Genomic DNA, 22,180 nt, shown 5'->3' with positions numbered 1-22,180 from the left:
CAGGCTGGCCATGTCGCTCGTAATTTGTCAAATCTCATTGGTGTTACATTGACGGCGTGGGTACGAACGAGGACCGTGGCAGGGACGCCATCAGCGAGCTGAGCAGCCTGGACGACCCGGTGCGGCGTCGGCTGTACGAGTACGTGCGGACCCGCGACGAGCCCGTCGGCCGGGAGGACGCCGCGAAGGCGGCCGGGATCAGCCGCACGCTGGCCGCCTACCACCTGGACAAACTGGCCGACGCGGGCCTGCTCGACACCAGCTACGCCCGCGCAGCGGGGCGCGGCGGCCCGGGTGCGGGCCGCCCGGCCAAGCGCTACGCGCGTACCGACGAAGAGCTGTCCGTCAGCGTGCCGCCCCGCGACTACGGCCTGCTGGCCGGGGTGCTGGCCGAGGCCGTCGCCGCCGACGGCTCCGGGGCGGTGCGGGAGGCGGTGGCCGCCGCCGCGCACGCGGCGGGCCGGTCGGCCGGCGGCGCGGACCTGACGGCGGCGCTGCGCGGCTGCGGCTACGAGCCCGCGACGACCGCCGAGGGGGGCGTCGACCTGCGCAACTGCCCCTTCCACCGGCTCGCCCGGGAGCACACGGAACTGGTGTGCTGGCTGAACCTGCACCTGGTACGAGGACTGCTCGAAGCGGGCGGACAGCCGCCCGGACGGGCGGTGCTGGCACCCCGCCCCGGCCGCTGCTGCGTGGTCGTCGACCCGCCCGGCCCCGCGTAATCGGTCCCGTTCACCCCACGGTCCCGGATCTCTTCGCCGTCCAGTGCGCTGCGGTCAGAGCAGGTCCCGCGGCACGGTTTCGTTCCAGGTACGGGAGAACACGCGGCGCCCCGCCTCGTAGCCGTCGAGGGTGGCGTCCACGAAGAAACTCCGCTCGTCGCACCTGAGCCGGGTGTGGGTCACGACGCTGACGTCCCAGTCGTCCCGCCCGAAGCGCATGGTCCACGTCGACTCGCCACGCGCCGAGGTGAAGTCGTCCGCCGTCGCCGCGTACCGCTCGTGAGCCCGGCAACCGACGTCCACGCCGATGTCGTCGCAGCGGATCAGGCCCCGGTCCTTGACGATGTCCAGTTCGGCGTCGTAGCCGATCAGGTCGCGCCTCACCTCCCAGCGTTCCTCCGGAGGCGTCAGCGTGGTCGTCGTCAGCGGCGGAGTCCCCTCCGGGACGCCGAACGGGTCGGCAGGCGTGTCGTCGGGGCGGTGCGCGGGCCGGACGGGGAGGGTGACGGTGCTGGAACGCTCGTGGACGCTCAGCTCGGCGGGCCTCGGCGGCGGCCAGGCGAGCGGCCAGTACGACGTGGACAGGGACAGCCGGATCCGGTGGCCGGGCGGGAAGGACTGCGCCACTCCGTTGAGGTGGACCGTGGCCCGGTAGCGGCGGCCGGGTTCCAGCGGCTCGGGTTGCTCGGTGCTCTCGCAGCGGGTGAGGTTGAGCAGCCCGTAGGTCACCCGGGTCGCGGCTCCGTCGGGGCGCACGTCGGACAGGCGCGCGGCCACCATGGCGACCGGTTCGGCGACCGACAGGTCGAGTTCCACGGTCGGTGAGCCGAGGATCTCCAGCGGTTCGGTGAGCGGATCGGTCTCGAAGACGAGGGAACCGCCGTCCTCCTCACGCTGGTCGTAGGGCAGGTCGGGCGGCGCGTTGTAGGAGGCCCACTTGCCGGCGAACTGGCCGACGGACAACGGCGACCGCACGGTCAGTACGTCGCCCGTCGCGGCCCCCTCACCAGGGTCGGACGACTGCTCCACCGGGTCCTCGATGCGGTGCCGGCTGAGCGGGTGGGTGACCGGGTGGACGTTCGGAGAGGGCCAGGACGGCTCCGCCACCCAGCGCCCCGGCCGTTCCTCGTACGACGTGGACGGCGGCACACTGTCCTGCATCCAGGTGCGCAGCATGGGGCCGTCCATGACGCCGTTGTCGACGCCCTTGAGCCAGTGGTCCCACCAGCGCACCACCTCCTGGAGGTAGCCGATGGCGGGGCCGGGCTCCCCGAGGTGGGGGAACTTGTGCGACCAGGGGCCGATCAGCCCCTTGCGGGGCACGTCGAGGTGGGCGAGCAGCCGGGTGACGGCGTTCGAGTAACCGTCCGCCCACCCGCTGGAGGCGAGGACGGGGCACCGTACGGCCTGGTAGTCCTCGGCGACCGAGGCGTGCCGCCAGTAGTCGTCGCGGCGCTGGTGCCGGAGCCACTCCAGCACCCAGGGCCGGGTGTGCTCCAGGCGTTCGTGCCACATCTCGCGCCAGCGGTCACCGACCACGGCCGGGTCGGGCGGGCAGGTGGCGTAGGCGAACATCGTGCCCGCCTCGGCCAGGTTGTCGGACAGCATCGCGCCGCCCATGTAGTGCATGTCGTCGGCGTGCCGGTCGTCCGTGAACGAGGCGATGACGATGGCCTTGAGGCTCGGCGGCTGCCTGGCCGCCACCTGGAGGGCGGCGAAAGCGCCCCAGGAGATGCCCATCATCCCGGTGCTGCCGTCGCACCAGGGCTGGTCGGCGAGCCAGGCCAGCACCTCCTCGGCGTCGCGCTGCTCCTGCTCCAGGTACTCGTCCCGGAGGACCCCCTCGGACTCACCGGTTCCGCGCAGGTCGACGCGGACGCAGGCGTAGCCGTGCCCCGCGATGTAGGGGTGGTGGACCGAGTCGCGGACGGCGGTGAGGTCCCGTTTGCGGTAGGGGATGTACTCCAGGACCGCGGGCACGGGTTCGTGGTCGGACGACAGGGGCCGCCACACCCGCGCCGACAGGCGGACGCCGTCGGACATCGGGATGACGACGTGCTCTTCTTCCTTCGTCTCGTGGGGCAGTTGGGTCACGTAACGCATGGGTTTTGCGTACTCCTTATCGTCGCGCTCCCGCGTCGGGCTCGTCGATGGTGAGCCCGAGGGCCGCCACGCAGTGGTCGTACTTCTCGCGCATCTCGTCCTCGTCGTTCCCGCCGGTGAAGATGTGCGCGACCTCGTAGCTGTAACTGTCCTGCTGCGAGAGGTCGGACAGGCGTCGGCCCGCCTCGGGCAGGACGTGGATCCGCACCCCCGGTGTCTCCCGCTCGATCCGCGCGATCGTCTCGGGCGAGGGCACGTTGCGCACCTCGCCGTCCGTGAACCAGCGGTAGTACCACTTCGCGGCCATCGCGTAGGGACCCTGCCGGTGCGGCATGGTCGGGTCGGAGCCGAGGGCGAGCGCCAGCATGGGGTGGTGGTTGGGCACCCCGTCGACGTACTGGAACAGCTCGGCGTGCGACTGGGAGTGGCGGGGGTTGATCTCGAGCAGGTTGATCCGCTGGCTGCTCGGGTCGTAGAAGTACTCCACGCTGAAGGTCGCCGACTCGAAGCCGATGCGGCGCATCACGCGCTCGGTGACGTCGTGCAGCCGTCCGATCACCTGCGGGGGGAGGGTGGAGGGGTACTGGTGGCGCAGGAAGCACGCCGAGTCCGGATAGTCGATGGAGTCCAGGGTGCCGTAGACGGTCACCTCGCCCTGGTGCACATAGCCCTCCACGGCGACCTGGATGCCGGAGCACTCCTCCTCGGCGAGGCACACCCGGCCGCCGACGCCGTCCATCTCGGGCGGCAGATCGACGCGGTCGAGGATGCGCTCGAAGGGGCGGCCGACGCGGGAGATGCCGTCCCGGATCTCGGTGACGGCCTTGCGGAACTCCTCCTCGTCGCCGACGCCGAAGGCGAGTTCGGAGGAATAGGACAGTGCGGGCTTGAGCCACATCGGGAAGCGCACGCCGTCCGGCGGGCGTGGCGGGTCGGCCCGCAGGTCCACGCGGTCGAAACGCGGATGGCAGTCGGTGACCTCCCGCTGTTCGAGCCGGCTCCAGTACTTGTGCTCGCACTTGACCACCGACTCCAGGCTGGTGGTGCGGGTGCCGTAACGCTCGCCGAGGATCGGCACCAGGGTGCTGACCGGGAAGTCCCAGTAGCCCACGATGGCGTCGATGCTGCCCTCGAAGGCGTCCAGCTCCCGCTGGGCCTTCTCCAGGATGTCGGGCACCGACACCTCTCCGTCCTGGAGTTCCTCCACCGTCAACAGGCCGTGGAAGCGCAGCGATCGGGCGCCCGGTACGGCCTGGAGCGTCGGCAGGTTCGCCTCGTCGAGACCGACGACGAAGACATTCTTCACATTCTCTTCAGACACGTCTCTCCTCTCAAGATCGGCTGGGTACCCCGCCACGCGCCGGACAACCTCCGGCCCTCGCCACCCGGTACGTTCGCGGGTCGTCGGAGTCGACGTGGTCCCGCGGGGGTACCGGCCCAGGTATGAACGATGCGGTGCAGGCGGGACTGTGGGGATTGCTGGCGGGAGCGGCGCTGCTGCTGGGCGCGGTGATCGGGTTCGGGGTGCGGGTGCCGCAGAAGGTGATCGCCACCGTGATGGCCTTCGGCGCCGGTGTGCTCCTCTCCGCGGTCTCCTACGAACTCGTCGGTGAGGCCTACGAACAGGCCGGACTGGCACCCGCGGCGATCGGCACGATCATCGGCGCGACCGCCTACACCCTCGGCAACGTCTGGCTGGCCCGCCGCGGTGCCCGGCACCGGAAGAGGTCCGGCCACCACGCCGCGCACGCGCAGCCCTCCGAGGCGCAGCAGGGCGGTTCGGGCCTGGCTCTCGCGTTCGGGGCGCTTCTGGACGGGGTGCCGGAATCGGCCGTGATCGGGGTGAGCCTGCTCGACGGCGGCGCGGTCAGCATGGTCACGGTGGCGGCCGTGTTCATCAGCAACGTCCCGGAGGGTCTGTCGAGTTCCGCGGGTATGAAGCGCGCGGGCCGCGGCACGGCGTACGTCTTCGGTGTGTGGGGCGCGATCGCCGCCGCCAGTACCGTGTCCGCGGTCCTCGGCTACACCGTCGTCGGCGCCTTCTCCCCCGCCGTCATCGCCGCCGTGACCGCGGTGGCGGCCGGGGCGATCCTCGCGATGATCGCGGACACCATGATCCCGGAGGCCTTCGAAGACGCCCACCTGGCCATCGGGCTTGTCACGGTCAGCGGCTTCCTCGTCTCCTTCGCGCTCTCCCACGCCTGAAGCACGTCCTCGGGAGGCTCGGAGGCGGTGTCCGACGCGGGTTCCTGGTCGCGGAGTTGACCGTGCCGACGGGTGCCGGTCCGGCCATGGCGTACGCGAGCGGTGCGCACTCCGCCCTGCCGGTCTTCACCTGCCCCTGCGACTTGGGCACCGCGTCGCCGCCTGGGTCGACCGCCTTCCCGTCATCGGTCGGCCAGTCCCCGGAGCAGGGCGCCGAGGACGCGGTCCAGGCGTGGCTCGACCTCGACGACCGCGTGCGCGAGCCGGGGGTCGCTGCGGTAGAGGGTCTGGATGTGCGGACCGGGCGTCGCCATCTGCCACAGGGCGCCCGCCAGGCTGGTGGCCGTCGCGATGACGTCCACCGCCTGGCTCTCCTCGATGCCGAGCAGTCGGCGCAGCTCGGCGACGATGCGGTCGACCTCGTCGAGGGTCACGATCTTGAAGGCGCGCACCGACTCGATGGACACGTTCCGTTCCAGGTTGAGGGGCGCCTGGGCCAGCAGGTCGCAGAACAGGGGCCGAGCCGCCAGGGTGGCCGCGAAGACCTGGCCGACGGCCTCCGGTGCGGCGTCCGGCAGTGCGCGCAGCCGGTCACACAGCTGAGCGGACCACTCCCTCCACCCCTCGGCAGTGATCTTGAGGAAGATCTGCTCGCGCGTCTCGAAGTAGCGCAGCAGCGCTGACTTGTGCATGCCCACGGCGGCGGCGATGTCGGTCAGCGTGATCTCGCGAATGCCCCGCTCGGCGCCGAGCGCGCGGGCCGCTTCGAGGATCGCCTGTTCACGCTGCTGCTTGGCCTGCGCGCTGCGGGCGCGCTGGAATCCGGACCCGGTCATCACCTCAGCATAGGGCAACCGCGTTGCATTAATAACGCAACGGTGTTTCACTATCGGTATGGAAGAACGCAAGCACAGTCAGCGGGTCTGGTTCGTCACCGGCTCCTCACGCGGCCTCGGCCGCGCCCTGGTCACCGCCGCTCTCGACGCGGGCGACCTGGTCGTCGCCACCGCCCGCCGGCCGGAACAGCTCGACGACCTCGTACAGCGGTACGGCGACGACCGCGTCCACCCGGTCGCACTCGACGTCACGGACGCCGCCGGCGCCCGAGGGGCCGTCGACGCGGCGATCCGCCGCTTCGGGCGCGTCGACGTCCTGGTCAACAACGCCGGGTACGCGAACGTGTCACCGATCGAGACGACGGACGACGCCGACTTCCGCGCACAGTTCGAGACCAACTTCTGGGGCGTCTACCACGTCACCCGGGCCGCCCTGCCGGTCCTGCGTGCCCAGGGCGGCGGCACGATCGTCCAGGTCTCCTCGGTCGGTGGACGCGTGGGCGGATCACCCGGCGTCGCCTCCTACCAGGCGGCCAAGTTCGCGGTGGACGGGTTCAGCCGCGTACTCGCCGTGGAGGCGGCACCGTTCGGCGTACGTGTCATGGTGGTGGAGCCGAGCGGATTCGCCACCGACTGGGCCGGATCGTCCATGACGGTGCGGCCGGTGCCCGCGGAGTACGAGGACACCGTCGGCCTCATGAACCGGCGCATGCGACAGAGCGACGCCGGGGCCGCCGGCGACCCGCGGCGCGCCGCCGGCATCATCGTCGAGGCGGTCCGACGCGACAACCCGCCCTCGCACCTCCTGCTCGGCGTCAACGCCGTCGAGATGGCAACGGAGTACTCCCGTCGCCAGCTGGCGGAAGCCACCGCGTGGGAAGGCGTCAGCCGCTCGGCGGACTTCGCCGAGCCCTACCCCGCCCGGATGCCCGCCGACGCGGCAGGAGGCGCACCGCGCCGCTGACCGGGCGGATTTCGACACCTGGCAGACCTCCGTCGGTCCTGGCCCTCGAACGGTCCGGACGGTGACACAGGCGTCCAGCCGCTCCGCCACGACCCGCGCCGTCAGCTCCGTCCTGCCCGCCGCCCGCTCGCGGACGCGGCCTCGCTGTGGCAGCCGGTCCCCGGCGTGCTCCACACCGACGAACGTCCGGTAGACGGCCGGAGGGCAGTGGACCTCATTCCCCGGGCGCCTGGTCCTCGTCGCTCCCCGCGCGACGGAGCTGGTCGGTGCGGCGGGTGAGGGTGTCGATGCGGTCGGCCAGTTCCGGATGGTGCGCGCAGAGGTGCTCACGGGCACCGGACAGCGGCTCGATCAGCCCGGCGGCGTCGTCGTGGCCCAGTGCCCGGACCAGCGGGGCACGGGCCCCGGCCGGGAGGCCCGCGAGTGCGGTGATCTGGCCGGCGAGCTGACGCAGGTCCGCGGCGTTGCCCCGGGCCCAGGTGGTGACGGCGCGGTCGGCGGCGCGGCGGTCGCGGGTGGCCTGGACACGCTGTTCGCCGGTACTGCCGGGGGCGCCGGGACGCAGGCGCAGGTAGCGGCGTTCGGCGGCCTGCCGGCTGGCGACGCCGAGGGGACGGGCGAGGTCGGCCCAGCTCGCGCCCGCCTCACGCGCGGTTTCGATCAGGCCCGTCTCCCACCCGGCGAGCTGGTCGCGCATCCGGCGCAGGAGCAGCAGTGCGGCGAGCGCCTGGTCGGAGCTGACCTCGTCACCGGGCTGCCTTCCGTACCGCGGTGCCTGGGCGCTGTGGACCGCTTCCTCGATCGCCGCCAGCGCTGCCTGGGCGGCGAGGAAGGACACGGGCTGGGGTGCGAATTCCTGGGGGTCTGCGGCCATGGTCACCTCCCGACACGGGTGTCACCCTTCTGACGACACCTTCACTTGTCATCGTTCCGATGACATGCTACAAGAAAAGCAAGAAGCAGCGCATGAGCGGATCCGCTCGAACTGGAGGTGTTTCACGATGCTGATGCGCACCGACCCCTTCCGTGAGCTCGACCGGCTCACCCAGCAGTTGTTCCCCAGCACGTCCGGCACCTGGTCGCGTCCGTCCGCGATGCCCATGGACGCCTACCGCGAGGGGGACGTGTACGTGATCGCGCTCGACCTCCCCGGTGTCGACCGGGACGCGATCGACATCGACGTCGAGCGCAACATGCTGACCGTCCGGGCCGAACGCCGTCCCGCCGCCAGGGGCGACGACGTCCAGATGGAGCTCTCGGAGCGCCCCTTCGGCGTCTTCTCCCGCCAGGTGGTGCTCGCGGACACCCTCGACACCGAGCACATCAGTGCTGACTACGACGCGGGCGTGCTCACCCTGCGCGTCCCGATCGCCGAGCGGGCCAAGCCGCGCAAGATCTCGATCGGCGCCGGCCCGGACCACAAGGAGATCCGCGGCTGAGGCGGAAGCCGCGCTCCGGGCGGGCGGGGGACGGGACGTCCCGTGCCTCCCCTCCCCCGCCCGCCCTACGGGAACGGACTCCCGAGGGAAGGAGAATCCCGATGACCATGCCGTGGAACGTGTTCCTCGACCAGGTGCAGGAACGCGGTGAGTACCCGACCCGTGCCGAGGCCGACCGTGCGGCACGCACCGTGCTGGCCCTCCTGGGCGCCCACCTGGTGGGCGAGGTACGGGCCGAACTGGCCGCGAGGCTCCCGGAGGGCTTCGCCCTGATTCTGCTCAATCCGCTCCAGGCCACCGAGCCGCTGTCCGCCGAACGTTTCGTGCGGGCCACCGCGGCGTGGATCGAGGGGGCCACGGAGCAGACCGCGACCTGGGACGTCGGGGCCGTGCTCAGCGTGGCCGCGGACGCGGCCGGCGAGGAGCTGACACGCCGCGTGCTGTTCCAGCTACCGCCGGGGTACGACCTGCTCTTCGGCCGGCCGCAGGACATCACCGCCCCGAGCCCGGCCCGCACATCCGCAGACTGACCCTCCCGCCCCACGGGACACCGCCACCACCACCGCCCGGACAGGCCGTACCGTCCCACGACTCAGAAAGGCACCCCTCACCGATGCAGTCCCAGACGGCGCCGACGACGATCACCATCGAGCCGGCCATGTCGTTCGTCCAGATGCTGGAGCAGGTCCGGTACCACGGCGCCTATCCCACCCGGCAGCGGGCCGAGGAGGTCGTGTCCGCCGTCCTGGCCGCCCTCGGCCGCCGCGTCACCGGCGAGGAACGCGTCGAGCTGGCCGCCCGTCTCCCCCGCGAGGCGGCCGAGATCCTCGCCGCCCAGATACCGGGCACCGACTCGATGACCGGCTGGGCGTTCGTCAGGGACCTCGCCGCCCGCACCGGCGGCACCCTGGCCACCACGCGCTGGGACGTCGGCTCGGTCCTGGGCGTCGTCGCCCGTCTGGCCGGCCCGGACCTGCTCGACCGCATCCTCGCCCAACTGCCCTCCGGGTACGCGATCCTCTTCGGGCGCGCGGAACTCACCCAGGCGGCCTGACCCCCGCCGGTGACGGTGGCGCCGGCTCAGGGCAGAGGCGTCCCGCCGGTCACGTTCAGGATTTCCGCGGTGACGTATCCGGCCTCCTGAGAGGCGAGATAGACGTACGCCGGTGCCAGCTCGGCCGGTTGCGCGGGACGGCCCAGCGGGCTCTGCTTCCCGAACTCGGCCGTGTCCGGCAGCGTCGCCGGGATCAGCGGCGTCCACACCGGGCCGGGCGCCACCGCGTTCACCCGGATCCCGCGTTCCGCGACCATCTGGGCGAGTCCCTGGGTGAAGGTCACGATCGCGCCCTTGGTCATCGCGTAGTCCAGCAGGTGCGGACTGGGCTTGTACGCCTGCACGGAGGTGGTGTTGATGACGCCGCCGCCCTCCGGAATGTGCGGCAGCGCGAACTTGGTCAGCCAGAACATGCCGTACAGGTTCGTCCGCATCACCCGGTCGAACTGCTCCGTCGTGATCGCTTCGATGCCGTCCGGCTGGGACATCTGGTAGGCCGCGTTGTTCACCAGGACGTCGATGCCGCCGAACTCCGACACGGCCCGGTCGACCAGGGCCCGGCAGTTGCGCTCCTCCCGGATGTCGCACGAGACGGCCACGGCCTTCTGCCCGGCGTCCTCCACCAGACGGGACGTCTCCCGTGCCTCGTCCTGCTCCTGATCGAGGTGGGTGAACAGCACGTCGGCGCCCTCACGGGCGAACGCCAGGGCCACCGCTCGGCCGATGCCGGAGTCTCCGCCCGTGATGACGGTCCTGCGGCCCACCAGGCGCCCCGATCCGCGGTACGACTCCTCACCGTGGTCGGGCGGCGGGTCCATCGGCCCGGTCCAGCCCGGGTGCGGCTGGTCCTGACCGGCGAAGTCCGGACGAGGATACTGATCAGTAGGGTCCTGTTGGCGATGCGGGTCGTCCGCCACGTCGATCTCCCGTATCTCGATACTGCGCGGTCAGCGACCGTGTGCCCTGACCGGGCGCTCCGAAAAGTCCTCCTCAGGCGGAGGAGTCGAGCGGGTTGGCGGCCATTCTCTCCGCGAGTCCCGACCCCACGGCGCCGGCCGCCGAGCTGTCGGGTTTGCGCGCCGCCTGGTCGCGGAAGCACGCCAGGAACGATGTGGCGAGGTCCAGCCTCGGGTAGCGGTCCAGCACCTCGTCGCGGAAGCGGGACGGGTAGGCGTCCGCCTCCTTGCCGACGACCTCGGTCGCGGTGGCGCGGGCCAGCAGGTGGCCCTCGGGGTCGGCGGTGACGTCCACCCGCGGCCACATGTGGCGGACGATCACGTCCGACAGGCGCGCACGGCGCTCGGCAGGCCATCCTGCCCCGGCGGCGAAGACGCGGGCGACGTGTCCGCCCGCCTCCTCGAAGGCGACGGTGTGGCTGTCGAAGACCGGCACCAGCCCGATGTCGTGGAACAGCGCGGCCACGTAGAGGAGTTCCGGGTCGAAGGGGACACCGTCCGCCGTACCGCGGGCCGCCGCCCACAGGTAGGCGCGCAGGGAGTGGTTGAGCAGTGCCGGGGAGAGGTGGGCGGCCGCCACGTCCAGGGCGGCGGCCGCCGTCCGGGTGTCGGGCACGGGAAGGGCGGCGAGCGAGATGTCCTTCACCGGGAACCTGCCGCCGCGGGGGTGTCGGACGCGACGCGGATGATCGTCCTGCCGTGTCTGCCCCGGCCGGGCGCGAAGGCCGCGGGCGCCTCGGCCAGCGGACGCACCTCCCCGACGGCCGGCCGGAGCCGCCCCTCCCTCACCCGCTGCACCAGTTCGGTGAGCCCGGCCCGGTCGGGTTCGACGACGAAGAAGACCGCCCGGCCGTTCTCCGGCCTGACCTCGGGCGGCTCGGCGATGGTGACGAGAGTGCCGCCGGGACGTACGAGCGCGGCCGAGCGGCGGAGGATCTCGCCGCCGATGACGTCGAACACGACGTCGGCCTCTCCCGCGTCCTCCAGCCGCTCGGACTCGAGGTCGAGGAAGACGTCGGCGCCGAGGGCGAGAGCGGTGTCCCGGTCGGCGGAACGACCGGTGGCGATCACCCGTGCGCCCGCCTCGCGCGCGAGCTGGACCGCGACCGACCCTACGCTTCCCGCGGCGCCGTGGATCACGACGGTCTGCCCCGCGGTCAGCCGTGCGTGGTCGAACAGGCCCTGCCAGGCGGTCAGTCCCGAGACGGGCAGCGCGGCGGCCACGGTGTGGTCGACGTCCGCGGGCAGGGGCGCCAGGTTGCGGGCCTCCACGGCGGTGTACTCGGCCAGCGATCCGTTGCGCGTCCAGTCGGCCATGCCGAACACCCGCTGGCCGACGGTGAGGCCGGTGGTGCCGTATCCCAGTTCCTCGACCACCCCCGACAGTTCGTGTCCGGGAACGCTCGGCGTCCGGTCGCGGCCGGCCCGGTCCGTCCAGGTGCCGGGCCAGTCGAGTTCTCCGCGGGTGAAGCCCGCGGCATGCACGCGTACGACGACGTCGTTCTCGGCGGCGTGCGGATGAGGCAGTTCCGTCAGGGCGAGCCCGGCGGCACCTGCCGCGCGGTCGTGGACGGTGATGGCTTGCATGAGGGGTCCTCGGGGGGGGTGCGGCGGTCATCGGTCACACGATGCCCGTGCGCGCTCGCGTGGGCTCACCGTGCGTCGTCTTCTCGACCGTATGCCCCTGCCGCTTGCCCCGTGTGGGCCACTTCGACAGCGGCCGGATGAGCCACTTCCGGACGGTGTCGCAGAGCCTTGGACCTCTCCCTCAGGCCATGTCGGGAGCCAGCGGCAGCAGTCGCGCCACGGCGATGCCGGCCACCACGATGGCCGCCCGGAACGGCCATCGGCTGCGTGCCCCCGACCGCACGGCCGTACCCGCGACGGCGGCGACCACGGCCGCCGCGGTGAGCGTCCAGCCCATGGCCCCGATCGCGCCGGGCGGTCCCGTGACCAGCACGCCCACCGCTGCCAGCATCACGACCGGCGCCAGCCACCGGCAGGTCCGCCGGTGCAGCCGCTGGGGCAGCCCGCGTACACCGGTCGCGAGATCGTCCTCGATGTCCGGCAGCACGTTCGACAGGTGGGCTCCCACGCCGAGCAGGGCAGCCGCGGTCGTGGCCCACCAGGCGGGCCAGGCCGACGCGGGCGGACCGAGGGTGACGAACGCGGGGAGGGATGCGAAGCCCGCGGCGTACGGCAGCGGTGACAGGACCGTGTGCTTCAGCCACAGGTTGTACATCCAGCCGGCGGCCACCCCGCCCAGGTGCACCGCCCCCGCGGCGGCCCCGCACACCAGGGACAGCGGTACGCACAGGAGCAGGGCGGTTCCCGCCGCCACGGCCACCGCCGCGCGCGGAAGGTCCCCGGTGCTGACCGGCTTGTCGCCGCGTCCGCAGGCCGTGTCGCGCCGTGCGTCGACCGCGTCGTTGCACCAGCCGATCGAGAGCTGGCCGGCGAGTACCGCGAGGCTCACGGCCACCGACCCGGCCGGTCCGCGGCCCGCTCCCACGGCCAGGACCGACACGAAGACGGTGACGGCGAGCGTCGGTTCCGGATGGCAGGAGCGCAGGAGCGCCAGGACTCTGCTCGGCGAACGCGGGAGAACCCCGGACGGGTGGACTGACACGTACGCACGGTAGTCGGGTCGCCGGCCGAGGAAGGCATGGACGACATGCGTGTCCCCGTGATCGTCGAGCATGCCCCTCCCCTGTCCGCTTCCCCGTCCGCCGCGCGGAGCGCGCCGCCACCGCCCACCGCGGGGCCCGCCGTCGCCGCCGTGCGGTGCGCACTGCCGCCCCACCGGTACGCCCAGAGCGAGCTCACCGAGCCGATCGGCGACCTGTGCCTGCTCCCGGGCGCGGACCGCGCGCTGCTGCGCCGTATGCACGCGTCCGCGGGGGTGCGTACACGTCATCTCGCTCTGCCGATCGAGCAGTACGCCCTTCTCGGCGACTTCGGGCGCAGCAACGACGCCTGGATCGAGGCGGGCCTCGACCTGGGCGAGGAGGCGCTCATGGGCGCGCTGCACGAGGCGGGACTGGGGCCGGCCGATGTCGACCTGCTGGTGTTCACCTCCGTCACCGGCGTGGCCACTCCGTCGCTGGACGCCCGGCTCGCCGGGCGCGTGGGGCTGCGGCCCGACGTCAAGCGGCTTCCGCTGTTCGGCCTCGGCTGTGTCGCGGGCGCGGCCGGCCTCGCCCGGGTGCACGACCATCTTCGCGGGCACCCCGACGACACCGCGGTGCTGCTCGCCGTGGAACTGTGCTCGCTGACCCTCCAGCGGGGGGACGGCTCGCGTGCCAACCTCGTGGCGGGCGCGCTCTTCGGCGACGGCGCGGCGGCACTCGTCGCCCGCGGCAGTGCGCGGGGCAGCGGCAGCACGGCCGCACCCGAGCCCCGACCGCTGGTGGTCGCCACGCGCAGCCACCTCTACCCGGGGACCGAACGGCTCCTGGGGTGGGAGATCGGCGCCGCCGGCTTCCGCGTCGTGATCGATGCCGGTGTCCCGGACATCGTCAGGGGTCACTTCGGTCGGCATCTGCGCGCGTTCCTGGCCGAGCACGGCCTGACGGTCGACGACATCGGGACCTGGATCTGTCACCCGGGAGGCCCGAGGATCCTGTCCGCGGTGAGCGAGACCCTGGGCCTGCCCGACGACTCCCTCGACTCCGCACGGCGCTCCCTGGCGGCGGTGGGGAACATGTCGTCCGTGTCCGTGCTGCACATCCTGCAGAGCGTCCGGGAACGTCGCCCGCCCGAGCCCGGCACGTGGGGCCTGCTCCTGGCGATGGGCCCGGGGTTCTGCTCCGAACTCGTGCTCCTGCGCTGGTGAGGTGGTCTCATGTCGTGGTACGCGCTGCTCGTGCTCGCCGTCGCCGGCGAACGCGTCGCCGAACTCGTCGTCGCCCGCCGCAACGCGGCGTGGACGCTGGCCCGCTCCGGGGTGGAGCACGGCCGTGGCCACTATCCCGTCATGGTCGCCCTGCACACCGGGTTGCTCCTGTGCTGCCTGCTCGAACCCCTGCTCGCCGACCGCCCGTTCGTTCCCGCTCTGGGGTGGCCCATGCTGGCCCTCGCGCTCCTGGCGCAGGCGCTGCGCTGGTGGTGCATCGCGACGCTCGGGCCGTTCTGGAACACCCGGGTCATCGTCGTCCCCGGAGCACGTCTGGTCGGTGCCGGGCCCTATCGGTTCCTGCGGCACCCCAATTACGTCGCGGTCGTGGTGGAGGTCGCCGCCCTGCCCCTGGTGCACTCGGCGTGGCTCACGGCCGCCGTCTTCTCCCTGGCCAACGCCCTGCTGCTCACCGTCCGCCTCCGCTGCGAGAACACGGCCCTGACCCAGGCGGCGCCCGCGTGAGCGCCCACCCCGACCTGCTGATCGTCGGAGGCGGGCCCGCCGGTCTGGCCACCGCCCTGCACGCCGCGCGCGCCGGTCTCGACGCCGTCGTCGTCGAACCGCGCCCGGCGCCGGTCGACAAGGCGTGCGGCGAGGGCCTGATGCCGGGCGCCGTCCGCTCCCTCGCCGCGCTCGGCCTGGAGGTCCCCGGCGTCCCCCTCACCGGCATCCGGTACGTCCAGGGCGCCCGCCAGGCCCAGGCGGCGTTCCGCCACGGCCCCGGCATGGGTGTCCGGCGCACCGACCTGCACGGCGTGCTGCACCGGGCCGTGCTGGCGGCCGGGGTGCCCGTACTGCCGCTGCGCGTGGCGGAGGTGAGGCAGGACGGCACGGGCGTGAGCGTCCCCGGTACGGGGCTGCGCGCCCGGTGGCTGGTCGCCGCGGACGGCCTGCACTCACGGGTGCGCCGCTCCCTCGGTCTGGAGATGAGCACCCGGGGCGCGCCCCGTTACGGACTGCGCCGGCACTACGCGGTGCCGCCCTGGTCGCCGTACGTCGAAGTGCACTGGGGCAGTGACGCCGAGGCGTACGTCACCCCGATCGGCCCCGGTCTCGTCGGCATCGCTGTGCTGACGACCCGGCGAGCCTCTTTCGCCGCCCAGTTGGAGGACTTCCCCGCTCTGGCCGAGCGTCTCCCGCCGGACCGGGCCGCCACCTCGGTGCGGGGCGCCGGGCCACTGCGGCAGCGGGCCCGCACCCGGGCCCACGGGAGGGTCCTGCTCGTCGGCGACGCCGCCGGATACGTCGACGCCCTGACCGGTGAGGGGGTCGCCCTCGCGCTGATCGGCGCCGAGGCTCTGGTGGCCAACCTGCGCAGGGGCACACCCGGCCGCTACGAAACCGACTGGCGGCAGGCGACCCGCCGGCACCGGCTGCTGACCCAGCTGCTGTTGAGAGCCCGGTCGCAGCCCGCGCTCGCGCCCCACATCATGCCGACGGCCGCTCGCCTGCCCCGCCTGTTCACGGCCGCCGTGAACGCCCTGGCCTGAGCCGGGCCGCGGCGGCCAGTTCGGCGGCGATGCCGTCCAGCAGGGTGTCCAGGACCACCGGGTAGGCGCTGTGCGGCATGCGGGCCGCGAGGCGCTCGGCGGTCGCGGCGATGTGGGGGTGGGACTCGGCGGGCAGCCGGGCATAGGTGGACGCCCACATGTCCTCGTCGGCTCTGCGGGCTTCTTCCGGAAGGGCCAGTGAACCCGCGTCGAGCGCGGCGAAGGCCAGGGTCAGGTCGATGAACGCGTGGTAGAAGCGGACCGCGGCCTCGTCGGCCAGTCCGGCATCCCGCAGGACACCGAGGATCGCCTCGTCCACGGCGATCTCGCGCGCCCGTCCGCTCACCCGGCTGGCGGTGAGCACGGCGGCCTGGGGGTGGGCGAGGTAGGAGGAGTGCAGGGCGAGGCCGAGGGAGCGCAGGCCGGCCCGCCAGTCACGGCCCGCCGTCCATCCGTCCAGGGCCCGCCCCATCAGCTCGTTGCCGACGGCCCGTGCCAGATCGTCCATGCCCGTGAAGTAGCGGTACAGGGTGCTCGGGTCCGCACCGAGCGCCGCGCCCAGCCGCCGGGCGGTCAGCCCGGCGGTGCCGTGCTCGCGCAGTACCCGCAGCGCGGTCTCCACGATGAGGGCCTCCGAGAGCACCGCGCCCTGCCGTGTCGGCCTGCGCCTGCGTCGCGCCTCCTCGGGCACCACCTTCTTCGGCATCCGTCACCTCCGTCCGCGGCCGCGCCGGGCCGCGGCATCCTTATGCCAACACGGTTGACCTTATATCGGGGAGTCCTGTTGCATCGGGGCGATCCGGAGGCAGCGGCCTCCCCTACGGAAGGGTCTCCGTCATGCGAGTGCTTCTCGTCGGCGCGGGCGGTGTCGGCACCGCCGTCACCCGGATCGCGGCCCGCAGAAAGTTTCTGACCCACATGGTCGTGGCCGACTACGACCACTCCCGCGCGCGGGCGGCGGTCGACGCGCTGCCGGGGCGGGGTGACCGGTTCAGCGCCCTGCGCCTCGACGCCGCCGACGAGGGCGCGGTTCGGCAGGCGCTCTCGGAGCACCGGTGCGACGTCCTGCTGAACGCCACTGATCCACGGTTCGTGATGCCCTTGTTCCGGGCGGCCCTCGCCGCCGGGGTCCACTACCTGGACATGGCCATGTCGCTGTCCGCCCCGCACACCTCTCGGCCGTACGAGGAGTGCGGGGTGAAGCTCGGTGACGCGCAGTTCGAACTGGCCGGGCGCTGGGCGGAGTCGGGGCGCCTGGCCCTGGTGGGCATGGGTGTGGAGCCGGGGCTGTCCGACGTCTTCGCCCGGTACGCAGCGGACGAGCTGTTCGACGAGATCGATGAGATCGGCGTCCGCGACGGCGCCGACCTGCGGGTGGAGGGCTACGAGTTCGCCCCCTCCTTCAGCATCTGGACCACGATCGAGGAGTGCCTGAATCCGCCGGTGGTCTACGAGAGGGAACGGGGCTGGTTCACCACCGCGCCGTTCAGCGAGCCGGAGGTCTTCGACTTCCCCGAGGGGATCGGGCCGGTGGAGTGTGTGAACGTGGAGCACGAGGAGGTGCTGCTGATCCCCCGCTGGGTGGACGCCCGGCGGGTCACCTTCAAGTACGGCCTCGGGGACGACTTCATCGCCCGGCTCAAGACCCTTCACGAGCTGGGCCTGGACTCGACCACCGAGGTCACCGTGCCGGGCGCGGACGGACCGGTACGGGTCTCCCCGCGTGACGTGGTCGCCGCGTGCCTTCCCGCCCCCGCGACCCTGGGCGACAGGATGACCGGCAAGACCTGCGCCGGCACCTGGGTCACGGGCACCAGGGACGGCAAGCCCCGCGAGGTCTACCTGTACCACGTGGTCGACAACCAGTGGTCCATGCGCGAGTACGGTTCGCAGGCCGTGGTCTGGCAGACGGCCGTCAACCCGGTCGTCGCCCTCGAACTGCTCGCCACCGGTGCCTGGTCCGGCGAGGGTGTGCTCGGTGCCGAGGCCCTGCCGGCCCGCCCGTTCCTCGACCTGCTCACCGAGTACGGGTCACCCTGGGGCCTGCGCGAGCAGACGTGAGCCGCGCGTCCGTGGGCTGGTGGGACCGGCGATTGCGGGTACAGGTGTGGCCGTCAGAACACCACCCCCTTCTCCCGTGAGGAACCGAGGATGACCGACGACGCCTACCTCGTCCTGCTGGACGACACCGCTTCCGCGCTCGGTGTGCCACTCGCCGCGGTCGCGGACATCGCCTGCCTGGAGACGCCCGCGGTGCGCGCGTGGCTGGACGCACAGGGGGTCACGGTCTCGTCGCCGGGTCTTCGCCTGCTGCCTCCCGAGGAGACGTCGGCCGTCCCCGAGGAGGCCGAACGGCTTCCGGTCCCCCTCAGTGACGAAGAGCTGAGCCGGGTGCGTCACCACGCCGCGCCGGAGGACGTCGCACGGCTGGAGGAGGAACTGCTGGCCTACCGTTCCCTCGTGGAGGGGCACGAGGCGTTGCTCGTGCGTGCGCTGGCGGCCGGTGTGCCGGCCCACCGGGTCGCGGAGCTGACCGGGGAGGACCTGGCCGCCGTGACAGCGATCGCACGCCGCTAGGGCCTGTCTGACGCTTCGCGTCGTCGCCCGAGGCAGACGGGAATCGTCAGACAGGCCCTAGGGGGCGACGGCTGTCACGGCGTTGCGCACCGCGGTGGCGGGGCGTCAGCCGATGTGCCAGGAGAAACTGCCGCCGTTGTTGGCGGCGACGGCGAACATCACGATCATGAGCACGATGTCGACCACTCCCAGACCCAGTGCCCACTTGGCCATCGCGGATCCGGTCCGACGCAGTGCCACGGCGCCGAAGACGATCGCGAGCGGCCCCAGGACGATCGGCAGGATGAAGAGTCCGACGATGCCGCAGACGAGTCCGGCGATCGCCAGTCCACTGGTCCTGCCACCCTTTCGGGTTCCCGTTCCCGTTCTGCTGTAGGTCGACATGATTTCTCCCGGTTTTCCGTGGATCGACTGGTTTCTCCTTCAGTGACCTTCGAGTTGCCCCTCGGGGCCGATTCACACCTACCGGTCGTCAAATGGAGGCGCTGGGCCGGGAGTTCACGGCATCACCCCACGAGTCGGCTCATCTCCGTCGCCGCCGGCAGTTCCAGATGATCGCCCTGGAACCGCCTCCGGAGCGCGCGATCGTGGGTGACCAGCACGACCGCTCCGCGGAACCCGGTCAGCGCCTCCTCCAGTTCCTCCACCAGGGCCGGTGACAGGTGGTTCGTCGGCTCGTCGAGCAGCAGGAGGTCGGCCGGCTCCGAGACCAGTCGGGCCAGGTCCACGCGGCGGCGCTGACCGTACGACAACTCACCCATGCGCAGGCGGAGTTCCACCGGGCGGAAGAGGCCGAGGGCGAGCAGCCCACCGGCGTGCTCGTCGGCGGTACCCACCCGACCCAGCCCGTACGCCTCGGCCACCCTCAGATCCGGCGGCCACGGCGTCCCCTCCTGGCGCAGATGCCCCACTCGGCCCGGCACCCGCACCGAGCCCTCGTCCGGCCGCAGTTCACCGGCGAGCAGCTGCAGCAGCGTCGTCTTGCCGGCTCCGTTGGGGCCGGTGACGAGAAGCCGGCCGCGACGGCCGAGGGTGAGGGAGCCCAGGCGCAGGCGGTCCCCCAGACGTACGTCCGACAGTTGTACGGCGGGGAACTCCTCGGGAGCGTCCCCTGTGGTCGCCATGCCCGCCGTGAAGACCAGCGGGTCCGGCGGCGGCGCCACCGGGTTCTCGGTCAGCCGCTCGGCCCGCTCACGGGCGTTGCGGATGCGGGCCATCGCGCCGTGCGCCCGGCCGCGGGCCCGGAAGCCGCCGTGGCCGAAGTTGGCCAGCGGCGCCTTGCGCGGGATGGCGGCGAGGCGGGCGGCGTGGCCGGTGGCCAGCCGGTCGTTGCGAGCCAGTTCGGACCGCCACTCCTCGTATTCCTGGAGCCTGCGTCGGCGCTCCGCCGCCTTCGCCGTCCGGTAGCCGGTGTAGCCGTCGCCGTAGCGGGTCACCTTTCCCGCCTCGGCCTCCAGAACCGTGGTGGTCAGGCGTTCGAGGAAGAGGCGGTCGTGGGTGACGGCGAGCACCGTGCCGCGGTGCGCCCGCAGTTGGGTCTCCAGCCATTCCACGGCCTGGTCGTCCAGGTCGTTCGTCGGCTCGTCCAGAAGCAGGACTTCCGGACGGCCGGCGAGGACACCGGCGAGGGCGAGACGGGAACGCTCGCCGCCGGACAGGGTGCCGAGCCGGCGCTCGCGGCCGAGTGCCGGCAGGCCGAGGTGGTGCAGCGCGATGTCCACCCGGTGGTCGGCGTCGTAACCGCCCCGGGCCTCGTAGCGCCCGAGGAGCACGGCGTAAGCGGCGAGCGCCGCCGGGTCCTCCCCGTCGCCGAGCGCGTGTTCGGCCCGGCGCAGCTCCGCCTCCAGTGCACGCAGGTCCGCGAGGGCCAGGTCGACGGCGTCCTGGACGGTGGCGGTGTGGGGCAGGGGGATGGTCTGCGGCAGGTAGCCGATTCCGCCGGGGGCGGTCACGGTGACCTCGCCACGGTCGGGGCGCTCCTGACCCGCGATGAGCCTGAGGAGGGTGGACTTGCCCGCGCCGTTGTCACCGACGAGTCCGGCCTTCTCGCCCGGCTTCAGCGTGAAGGAGACCTGGTCCAGGACGGAGCGGCCCGGATAGCGCTTGGTGACGTTGCCAACGGTGAGTTGTGAGGTGTGCAAGATCGGGGTCCCTCCTGGCCGCGCGGGTTTCGGCGCGGGCCGGATCGGGGTGGACGGCTGCACGGCGAGGCGCGGCGACGGCGGAGCGGTGCTCTACGCGGTCGGCGCCGATGATCTCACAGGGAACCCATCCGGAGGACGCTACGCCACCACAGGCGAACCGGCAAGACGATACGTCTCGCCTTGGTGCTGTGCCGAGGCCCCAAAAGCGGCACCCGGTGATCGGCAGCCCCCTAGGCTGCTGCCCCACACGGGTGTCAGCCGGAGGGGGACGTTGTGCCACGGTCCGACGCAGCTGCCAGGACTCGTACACGGCTGCTGTTGATGTACAACCTCACGCCGCAGGTGCAGGTGCCCGACGACATGCTCCGTCCGCTGTCCGAGGCGCTGGGCCTCGGCCGGTTCACCGCACACGTCGAGGCCGCCGAACTGCTGCTGCCCCGGCTGGTGCTGCACGAGCGCGTCCGCGACATCGCGCTGCCGTCGAGCGCGGTCCGGGTCGACGGTGCGGCCGTCACCCTGGCCGTCACGCCTCGCCGGGACCCGCTGCTCTTCCTGGACGTCGACCTCGCGGACGACGCCGACGGTGCGGAGGCGATCGCCGAGACCCTCTACGCCACGTGGCAGAACCGCTCCGCCACACGCGTCGAGGGAGTCCCGCTGACCGAGTGGCTCGACGGGCGGCTGCGGACGTACGGCTTCCCGGACCGGCCCGCCGACCAGCCGCCGCTCGAGTTCGGGCGGAACGTCCACCAGAGCGTGTTTCCCGGAGCGGCCCTCGCCCGCGGGCTGTTGGCCGAGCATGTGCCCGGCGACGCGGTCGGCCAGGACGTGGTGACCATCGTGCTGCGCGGCACGCTGGACAGCGACACCGGCGCCACACTGGGCATTCGGCGGCCCGCGACGCTGAACAACGCCGGCCAGACCATGGTGGCGCACGGCAGGGGCGTGTCGTTGATCGTCGGCTACGCGCCGCCGGTGGAGAACGCGTTCGGGCTGGCCGCCGCCGGCATCCTCACCGCGGTCGCGGCCGTGCACCGTATCCGACGGCAGGCGTTCGAGGCGCTCGAGCTGGACCGGGCGGCCGCGGTCGAGACGACGGACGACGCCCGTGCCCTGGTCGCGCAGCTCTCGCGCCGGCTCAACGATCTCCAGCTCGACCTGAGCTTCAGCGTCGAGGTGTACGCCGACACGATCCTCATACCGGAGCTGCTGGTCGAGAGCTTCCACTCCTCACTGCGCGACGTCTCGTCGCTGGCGGACGCGCTGGCCAACACCTCCCGCATCGTCGAGCGCGTGAACGCCGTGCTCGCCACGCGCCGCGTCGACCTCGAGACGGCGGCCCAGCAGTACGCCGAGGACCGGGACCGGGTGCTGGCCGCGGTGATCGCCGTCGGCTCGCTCATCGCGCTCCCGCCCGCGCTCCTGCTCGCGTACTTCGGCGTCAACAGCAGCGACGTCGACCCGAGCCGGTCGATCCTGGACCTCCACCACTACGGCGTCGCGTACGCGATCGCCTGGTTGCCGTTCCTGCTGCTGATCGCGGTCGGCCTGATCGCCCGCCGCCGTATATCGCTGCGCCTGTCCGACCCGGACGACGGCGCTCCCGAGCGGCGAACCCTGCGTCCCCGGCTCGGACGGTCGCGGCGGCGCGGCCGTGACGAAATCCGGTGAACCGACGGAGATCAACTGATCGGCGCAACACTGAATCGTTTCGCCGGGTGAACGGGGCCACCGTTCATCACAACGGCTTCCCCGAGCTGTGAGTCTGGGCGTCGCATCGGCAACGGATCGG

At 72.4% G+C, this 22,180-nt stretch carries 23 protein-coding genes; 12 read left to right on the top strand and 11 right to left on the bottom strand.

Annotated features, from left to right (window positions below; genetic code table 11):
- Window positions 1–56: 56 nt before the first annotated feature.
- Window positions 57–722, top strand: coding sequence for a helix-turn-helix transcriptional regulator (locus BZZ08_RS03760; protein ID WP_104630680.1), 666 nt, complete (start codon window positions 57–59; stop codon window positions 720–722).
- Between the two features lie 54 nt (window positions 723–776).
- Here BZZ08_RS03760 and BZZ08_RS03755 read toward each other — a convergent pair whose 3' ends face one another.
- Window positions 777–2,825 (bottom strand): CocE/NonD family hydrolase, encoded by a 2,049-nt coding sequence (locus BZZ08_RS03755; protein ID WP_104630679.1) that lies wholly within the window; start codon window positions 2,823–2,825, stop codon window positions 777–779.
- Window positions 2,826–2,841: 16 nt separating this feature from the next.
- A complete protein-coding gene (locus BZZ08_RS03750) occupies window positions 2,842–4,146 on the bottom strand; it encodes an ATP-grasp domain-containing protein (RefSeq protein ID WP_104630678.1) in 1,305 nt (434 codons plus the stop codon).
- A gap of 122 nt (window positions 4,147–4,268) precedes the next feature.
- Here BZZ08_RS03750 and BZZ08_RS03745 point away from each other — a divergent pair, with 122 nt between their 5' ends.
- The gene (locus BZZ08_RS03745) at window positions 4,269–5,030 is read left to right on the top strand and encodes a ZIP family metal transporter (protein ID WP_104630677.1); all 762 of its coding nucleotides are present in this window, start codon (window positions 4,269–4,271) and stop codon (window positions 5,028–5,030) included.
- Window positions 5,031–5,212: 182 nt separating this feature from the next.
- Here the strand turns inward: BZZ08_RS03745 and BZZ08_RS03740 are convergent, their stop codons facing one another.
- Window positions 5,213–5,866: a TetR/AcrR family transcriptional regulator gene (locus tag BZZ08_RS03740; RefSeq protein WP_198601269.1), complete on the bottom strand. Its 654-nt coding sequence runs from the start codon at window positions 5,864–5,866 to the stop codon at window positions 5,213–5,215.
- A gap of 58 nt (window positions 5,867–5,924) precedes the next feature.
- On the opposite strand from BZZ08_RS03740, the gene BZZ08_RS03735 reads away from it, so the two are divergent.
- Entirely contained in the window at window positions 5,925–6,830 is a 906-nt protein-coding gene (locus tag BZZ08_RS03735) for an SDR family NAD(P)-dependent oxidoreductase (RefSeq protein ID WP_104630675.1), read from the top strand.
- A gap of 214 nt (window positions 6,831–7,044) precedes the next feature.
- Here BZZ08_RS03735 and BZZ08_RS03730 read toward each other — a convergent pair whose 3' ends face one another.
- Entirely contained in the window at window positions 7,045–7,704 is a 660-nt protein-coding gene (locus BZZ08_RS03730; RefSeq protein WP_104630674.1) for a type III effector protein, read from the bottom strand.
- 127 nt (window positions 7,705–7,831) lie between these two features.
- Between BZZ08_RS03730 and BZZ08_RS03725 the strand changes: the two genes are divergently transcribed.
- The 3 genes from BZZ08_RS03725 (at window position 7,832) to BZZ08_RS03715 (ending at window position 9,323) form a co-directional block, all read left to right on the top strand.
- Window positions 7,832–8,269 carry an Hsp20/alpha crystallin family protein gene (locus tag BZZ08_RS03725; protein WP_104630673.1) on the top strand — a complete coding sequence of 146 codons (438 nt, stop codon included), beginning with the start codon at window positions 7,832–7,834 and terminating at the stop codon, window positions 8,267–8,269.
- Between the two features lie 101 nt (window positions 8,270–8,370).
- Entirely contained in the window at window positions 8,371–8,799 is a 429-nt protein-coding gene (locus BZZ08_RS03720; protein ID WP_104630672.1) for a DUF2267 domain-containing protein, read from the top strand.
- 83 nt (window positions 8,800–8,882) lie between these two features.
- Window positions 8,883–9,323 (top strand): DUF2267 domain-containing protein, encoded by a 441-nt coding sequence (locus BZZ08_RS03715; protein WP_104630671.1) that lies wholly within the window; start codon window positions 8,883–8,885, stop codon window positions 9,321–9,323.
- 26 nt (window positions 9,324–9,349) lie between these two features.
- Here the strand turns inward: BZZ08_RS03715 and BZZ08_RS03710 are convergent, their stop codons facing one another.
- From BZZ08_RS03710 to BZZ08_RS03695, 4 genes are all read right to left on the bottom strand, one after another.
- Window positions 9,350–10,240, bottom strand: a complete 891-nt coding sequence (locus BZZ08_RS03710; RefSeq protein WP_104630670.1) for an SDR family oxidoreductase — start codon at window positions 10,238–10,240, stop codon at window positions 9,350–9,352.
- A gap of 73 nt (window positions 10,241–10,313) precedes the next feature.
- The gene (locus tag BZZ08_RS03705; RefSeq protein WP_241965362.1) at window positions 10,314–10,925 is read right to left on the bottom strand and encodes an HD domain-containing protein; all 612 of its coding nucleotides are present in this window, start codon (window positions 10,923–10,925) and stop codon (window positions 10,314–10,316) included.
- The gene (locus BZZ08_RS03700; protein ID WP_104630669.1) at window positions 10,922–11,866 is read right to left on the bottom strand and encodes an NADP-dependent oxidoreductase; all 945 of its coding nucleotides are present in this window, start codon (window positions 11,864–11,866) and stop codon (window positions 10,922–10,924) included. The genes BZZ08_RS03705 and BZZ08_RS03700 overlap by 4 nt, the downstream gene beginning before the upstream one ends.
- A gap of 181 nt (window positions 11,867–12,047) precedes the next feature.
- Entirely contained in the window at window positions 12,048–12,908 is an 861-nt protein-coding gene (locus BZZ08_RS03695) for a UbiA family prenyltransferase (protein ID WP_104630827.1), read from the bottom strand.
- Window positions 12,909–12,944: 36 nt separating this feature from the next.
- On the opposite strand from BZZ08_RS03695, the gene BZZ08_RS03690 reads away from it, so the two are divergent.
- From BZZ08_RS03690 to BZZ08_RS03680, 3 genes are read left to right on the top strand one after another with little or no spacing between them, the layout of a single operon-like run.
- Window positions 12,945–14,114, top strand: coding sequence for a type III polyketide synthase (locus BZZ08_RS03690; RefSeq protein WP_104630668.1), 1,170 nt, complete (start codon window positions 12,945–12,947; stop codon window positions 14,112–14,114).
- A 9-nt stretch (window positions 14,115–14,123) separates the two neighbouring features.
- Window positions 14,124–14,639 (top strand): isoprenylcysteine carboxyl methyltransferase family protein, encoded by a 516-nt coding sequence (locus BZZ08_RS03685; protein WP_104630667.1) that lies wholly within the window; start codon window positions 14,124–14,126, stop codon window positions 14,637–14,639.
- A complete protein-coding gene (locus BZZ08_RS03680) occupies window positions 14,636–15,667 on the top strand; it encodes an NAD(P)/FAD-dependent oxidoreductase (protein ID WP_104630666.1) in 1,032 nt (343 codons plus the stop codon). Before BZZ08_RS03685 ends, BZZ08_RS03680 begins: the two co-directional genes overlap by 4 nt.
- Here BZZ08_RS03680 and BZZ08_RS03675 read toward each other — a convergent pair.
- Entirely contained in the window at window positions 15,639–16,373 is a 735-nt protein-coding gene (locus BZZ08_RS03675) for a TetR/AcrR family transcriptional regulator (protein ID WP_104630665.1), read from the bottom strand. The genes BZZ08_RS03680 and BZZ08_RS03675 overlap by 29 nt on opposite strands.
- A 131-nt stretch (window positions 16,374–16,504) precedes the next feature.
- Here BZZ08_RS03675 and BZZ08_RS03670 point away from each other — a divergent pair, with 131 nt between their 5' ends.
- The gene (locus tag BZZ08_RS03670; protein ID WP_104630664.1) at window positions 16,505–17,728 is read left to right on the top strand and encodes a saccharopine dehydrogenase family protein; all 1,224 of its coding nucleotides are present in this window, start codon (window positions 16,505–16,507) and stop codon (window positions 17,726–17,728) included.
- 90 nt (window positions 17,729–17,818) lie between these two features.
- The gene (locus tag BZZ08_RS03665; RefSeq protein ID WP_104630663.1) at window positions 17,819–18,244 is read left to right on the top strand and encodes a DUF6003 family protein; all 426 of its coding nucleotides are present in this window, start codon (window positions 17,819–17,821) and stop codon (window positions 18,242–18,244) included.
- A gap of 105 nt (window positions 18,245–18,349) precedes the next feature.
- Here BZZ08_RS03665 and BZZ08_RS03660 read toward each other — a convergent pair whose 3' ends face one another.
- Together BZZ08_RS03660 and BZZ08_RS03655 are read right to left on the bottom strand one after the other, a co-directional pair.
- A complete protein-coding gene (locus tag BZZ08_RS03660; RefSeq protein WP_104630662.1) occupies window positions 18,350–18,628 on the bottom strand; it encodes a DUF4190 domain-containing protein in 279 nt (92 codons plus the stop codon).
- A 122-nt stretch (window positions 18,629–18,750) separates the two neighbouring features.
- Window positions 18,751–20,385 (bottom strand): TlrC/CarA/OleB/SrmB family ABC-F type ribosomal protection protein, encoded by a 1,635-nt coding sequence (locus BZZ08_RS03655; RefSeq protein ID WP_104630661.1) that lies wholly within the window; start codon window positions 20,383–20,385, stop codon window positions 18,751–18,753.
- A 324-nt stretch (window positions 20,386–20,709) separates the two neighbouring features.
- Here BZZ08_RS03655 and BZZ08_RS03650 point away from each other — a divergent pair, with 324 nt between their 5' ends.
- Window positions 20,710–22,059 carry a hypothetical protein gene (locus BZZ08_RS03650; protein WP_198601282.1) on the top strand — a complete coding sequence of 450 codons (1,350 nt, stop codon included), beginning with the start codon at window positions 20,710–20,712 and terminating at the stop codon, window positions 22,057–22,059.
- The last annotated feature ends 121 nt before the right edge of the window (window positions 22,060–22,180 follow it).

The organism is Streptomyces sp. MH60 (assembly GCF_002939385.1).
In the GTDB taxonomy this organism is placed as follows: domain Bacteria; phylum Actinomycetota; class Actinomycetes; order Streptomycetales; family Streptomycetaceae; genus Streptomyces.
The sequence above is the reverse complement of the archived record's forward strand: the minus strand, read 5'-3'. Positions and strand labels throughout refer to the sequence as shown.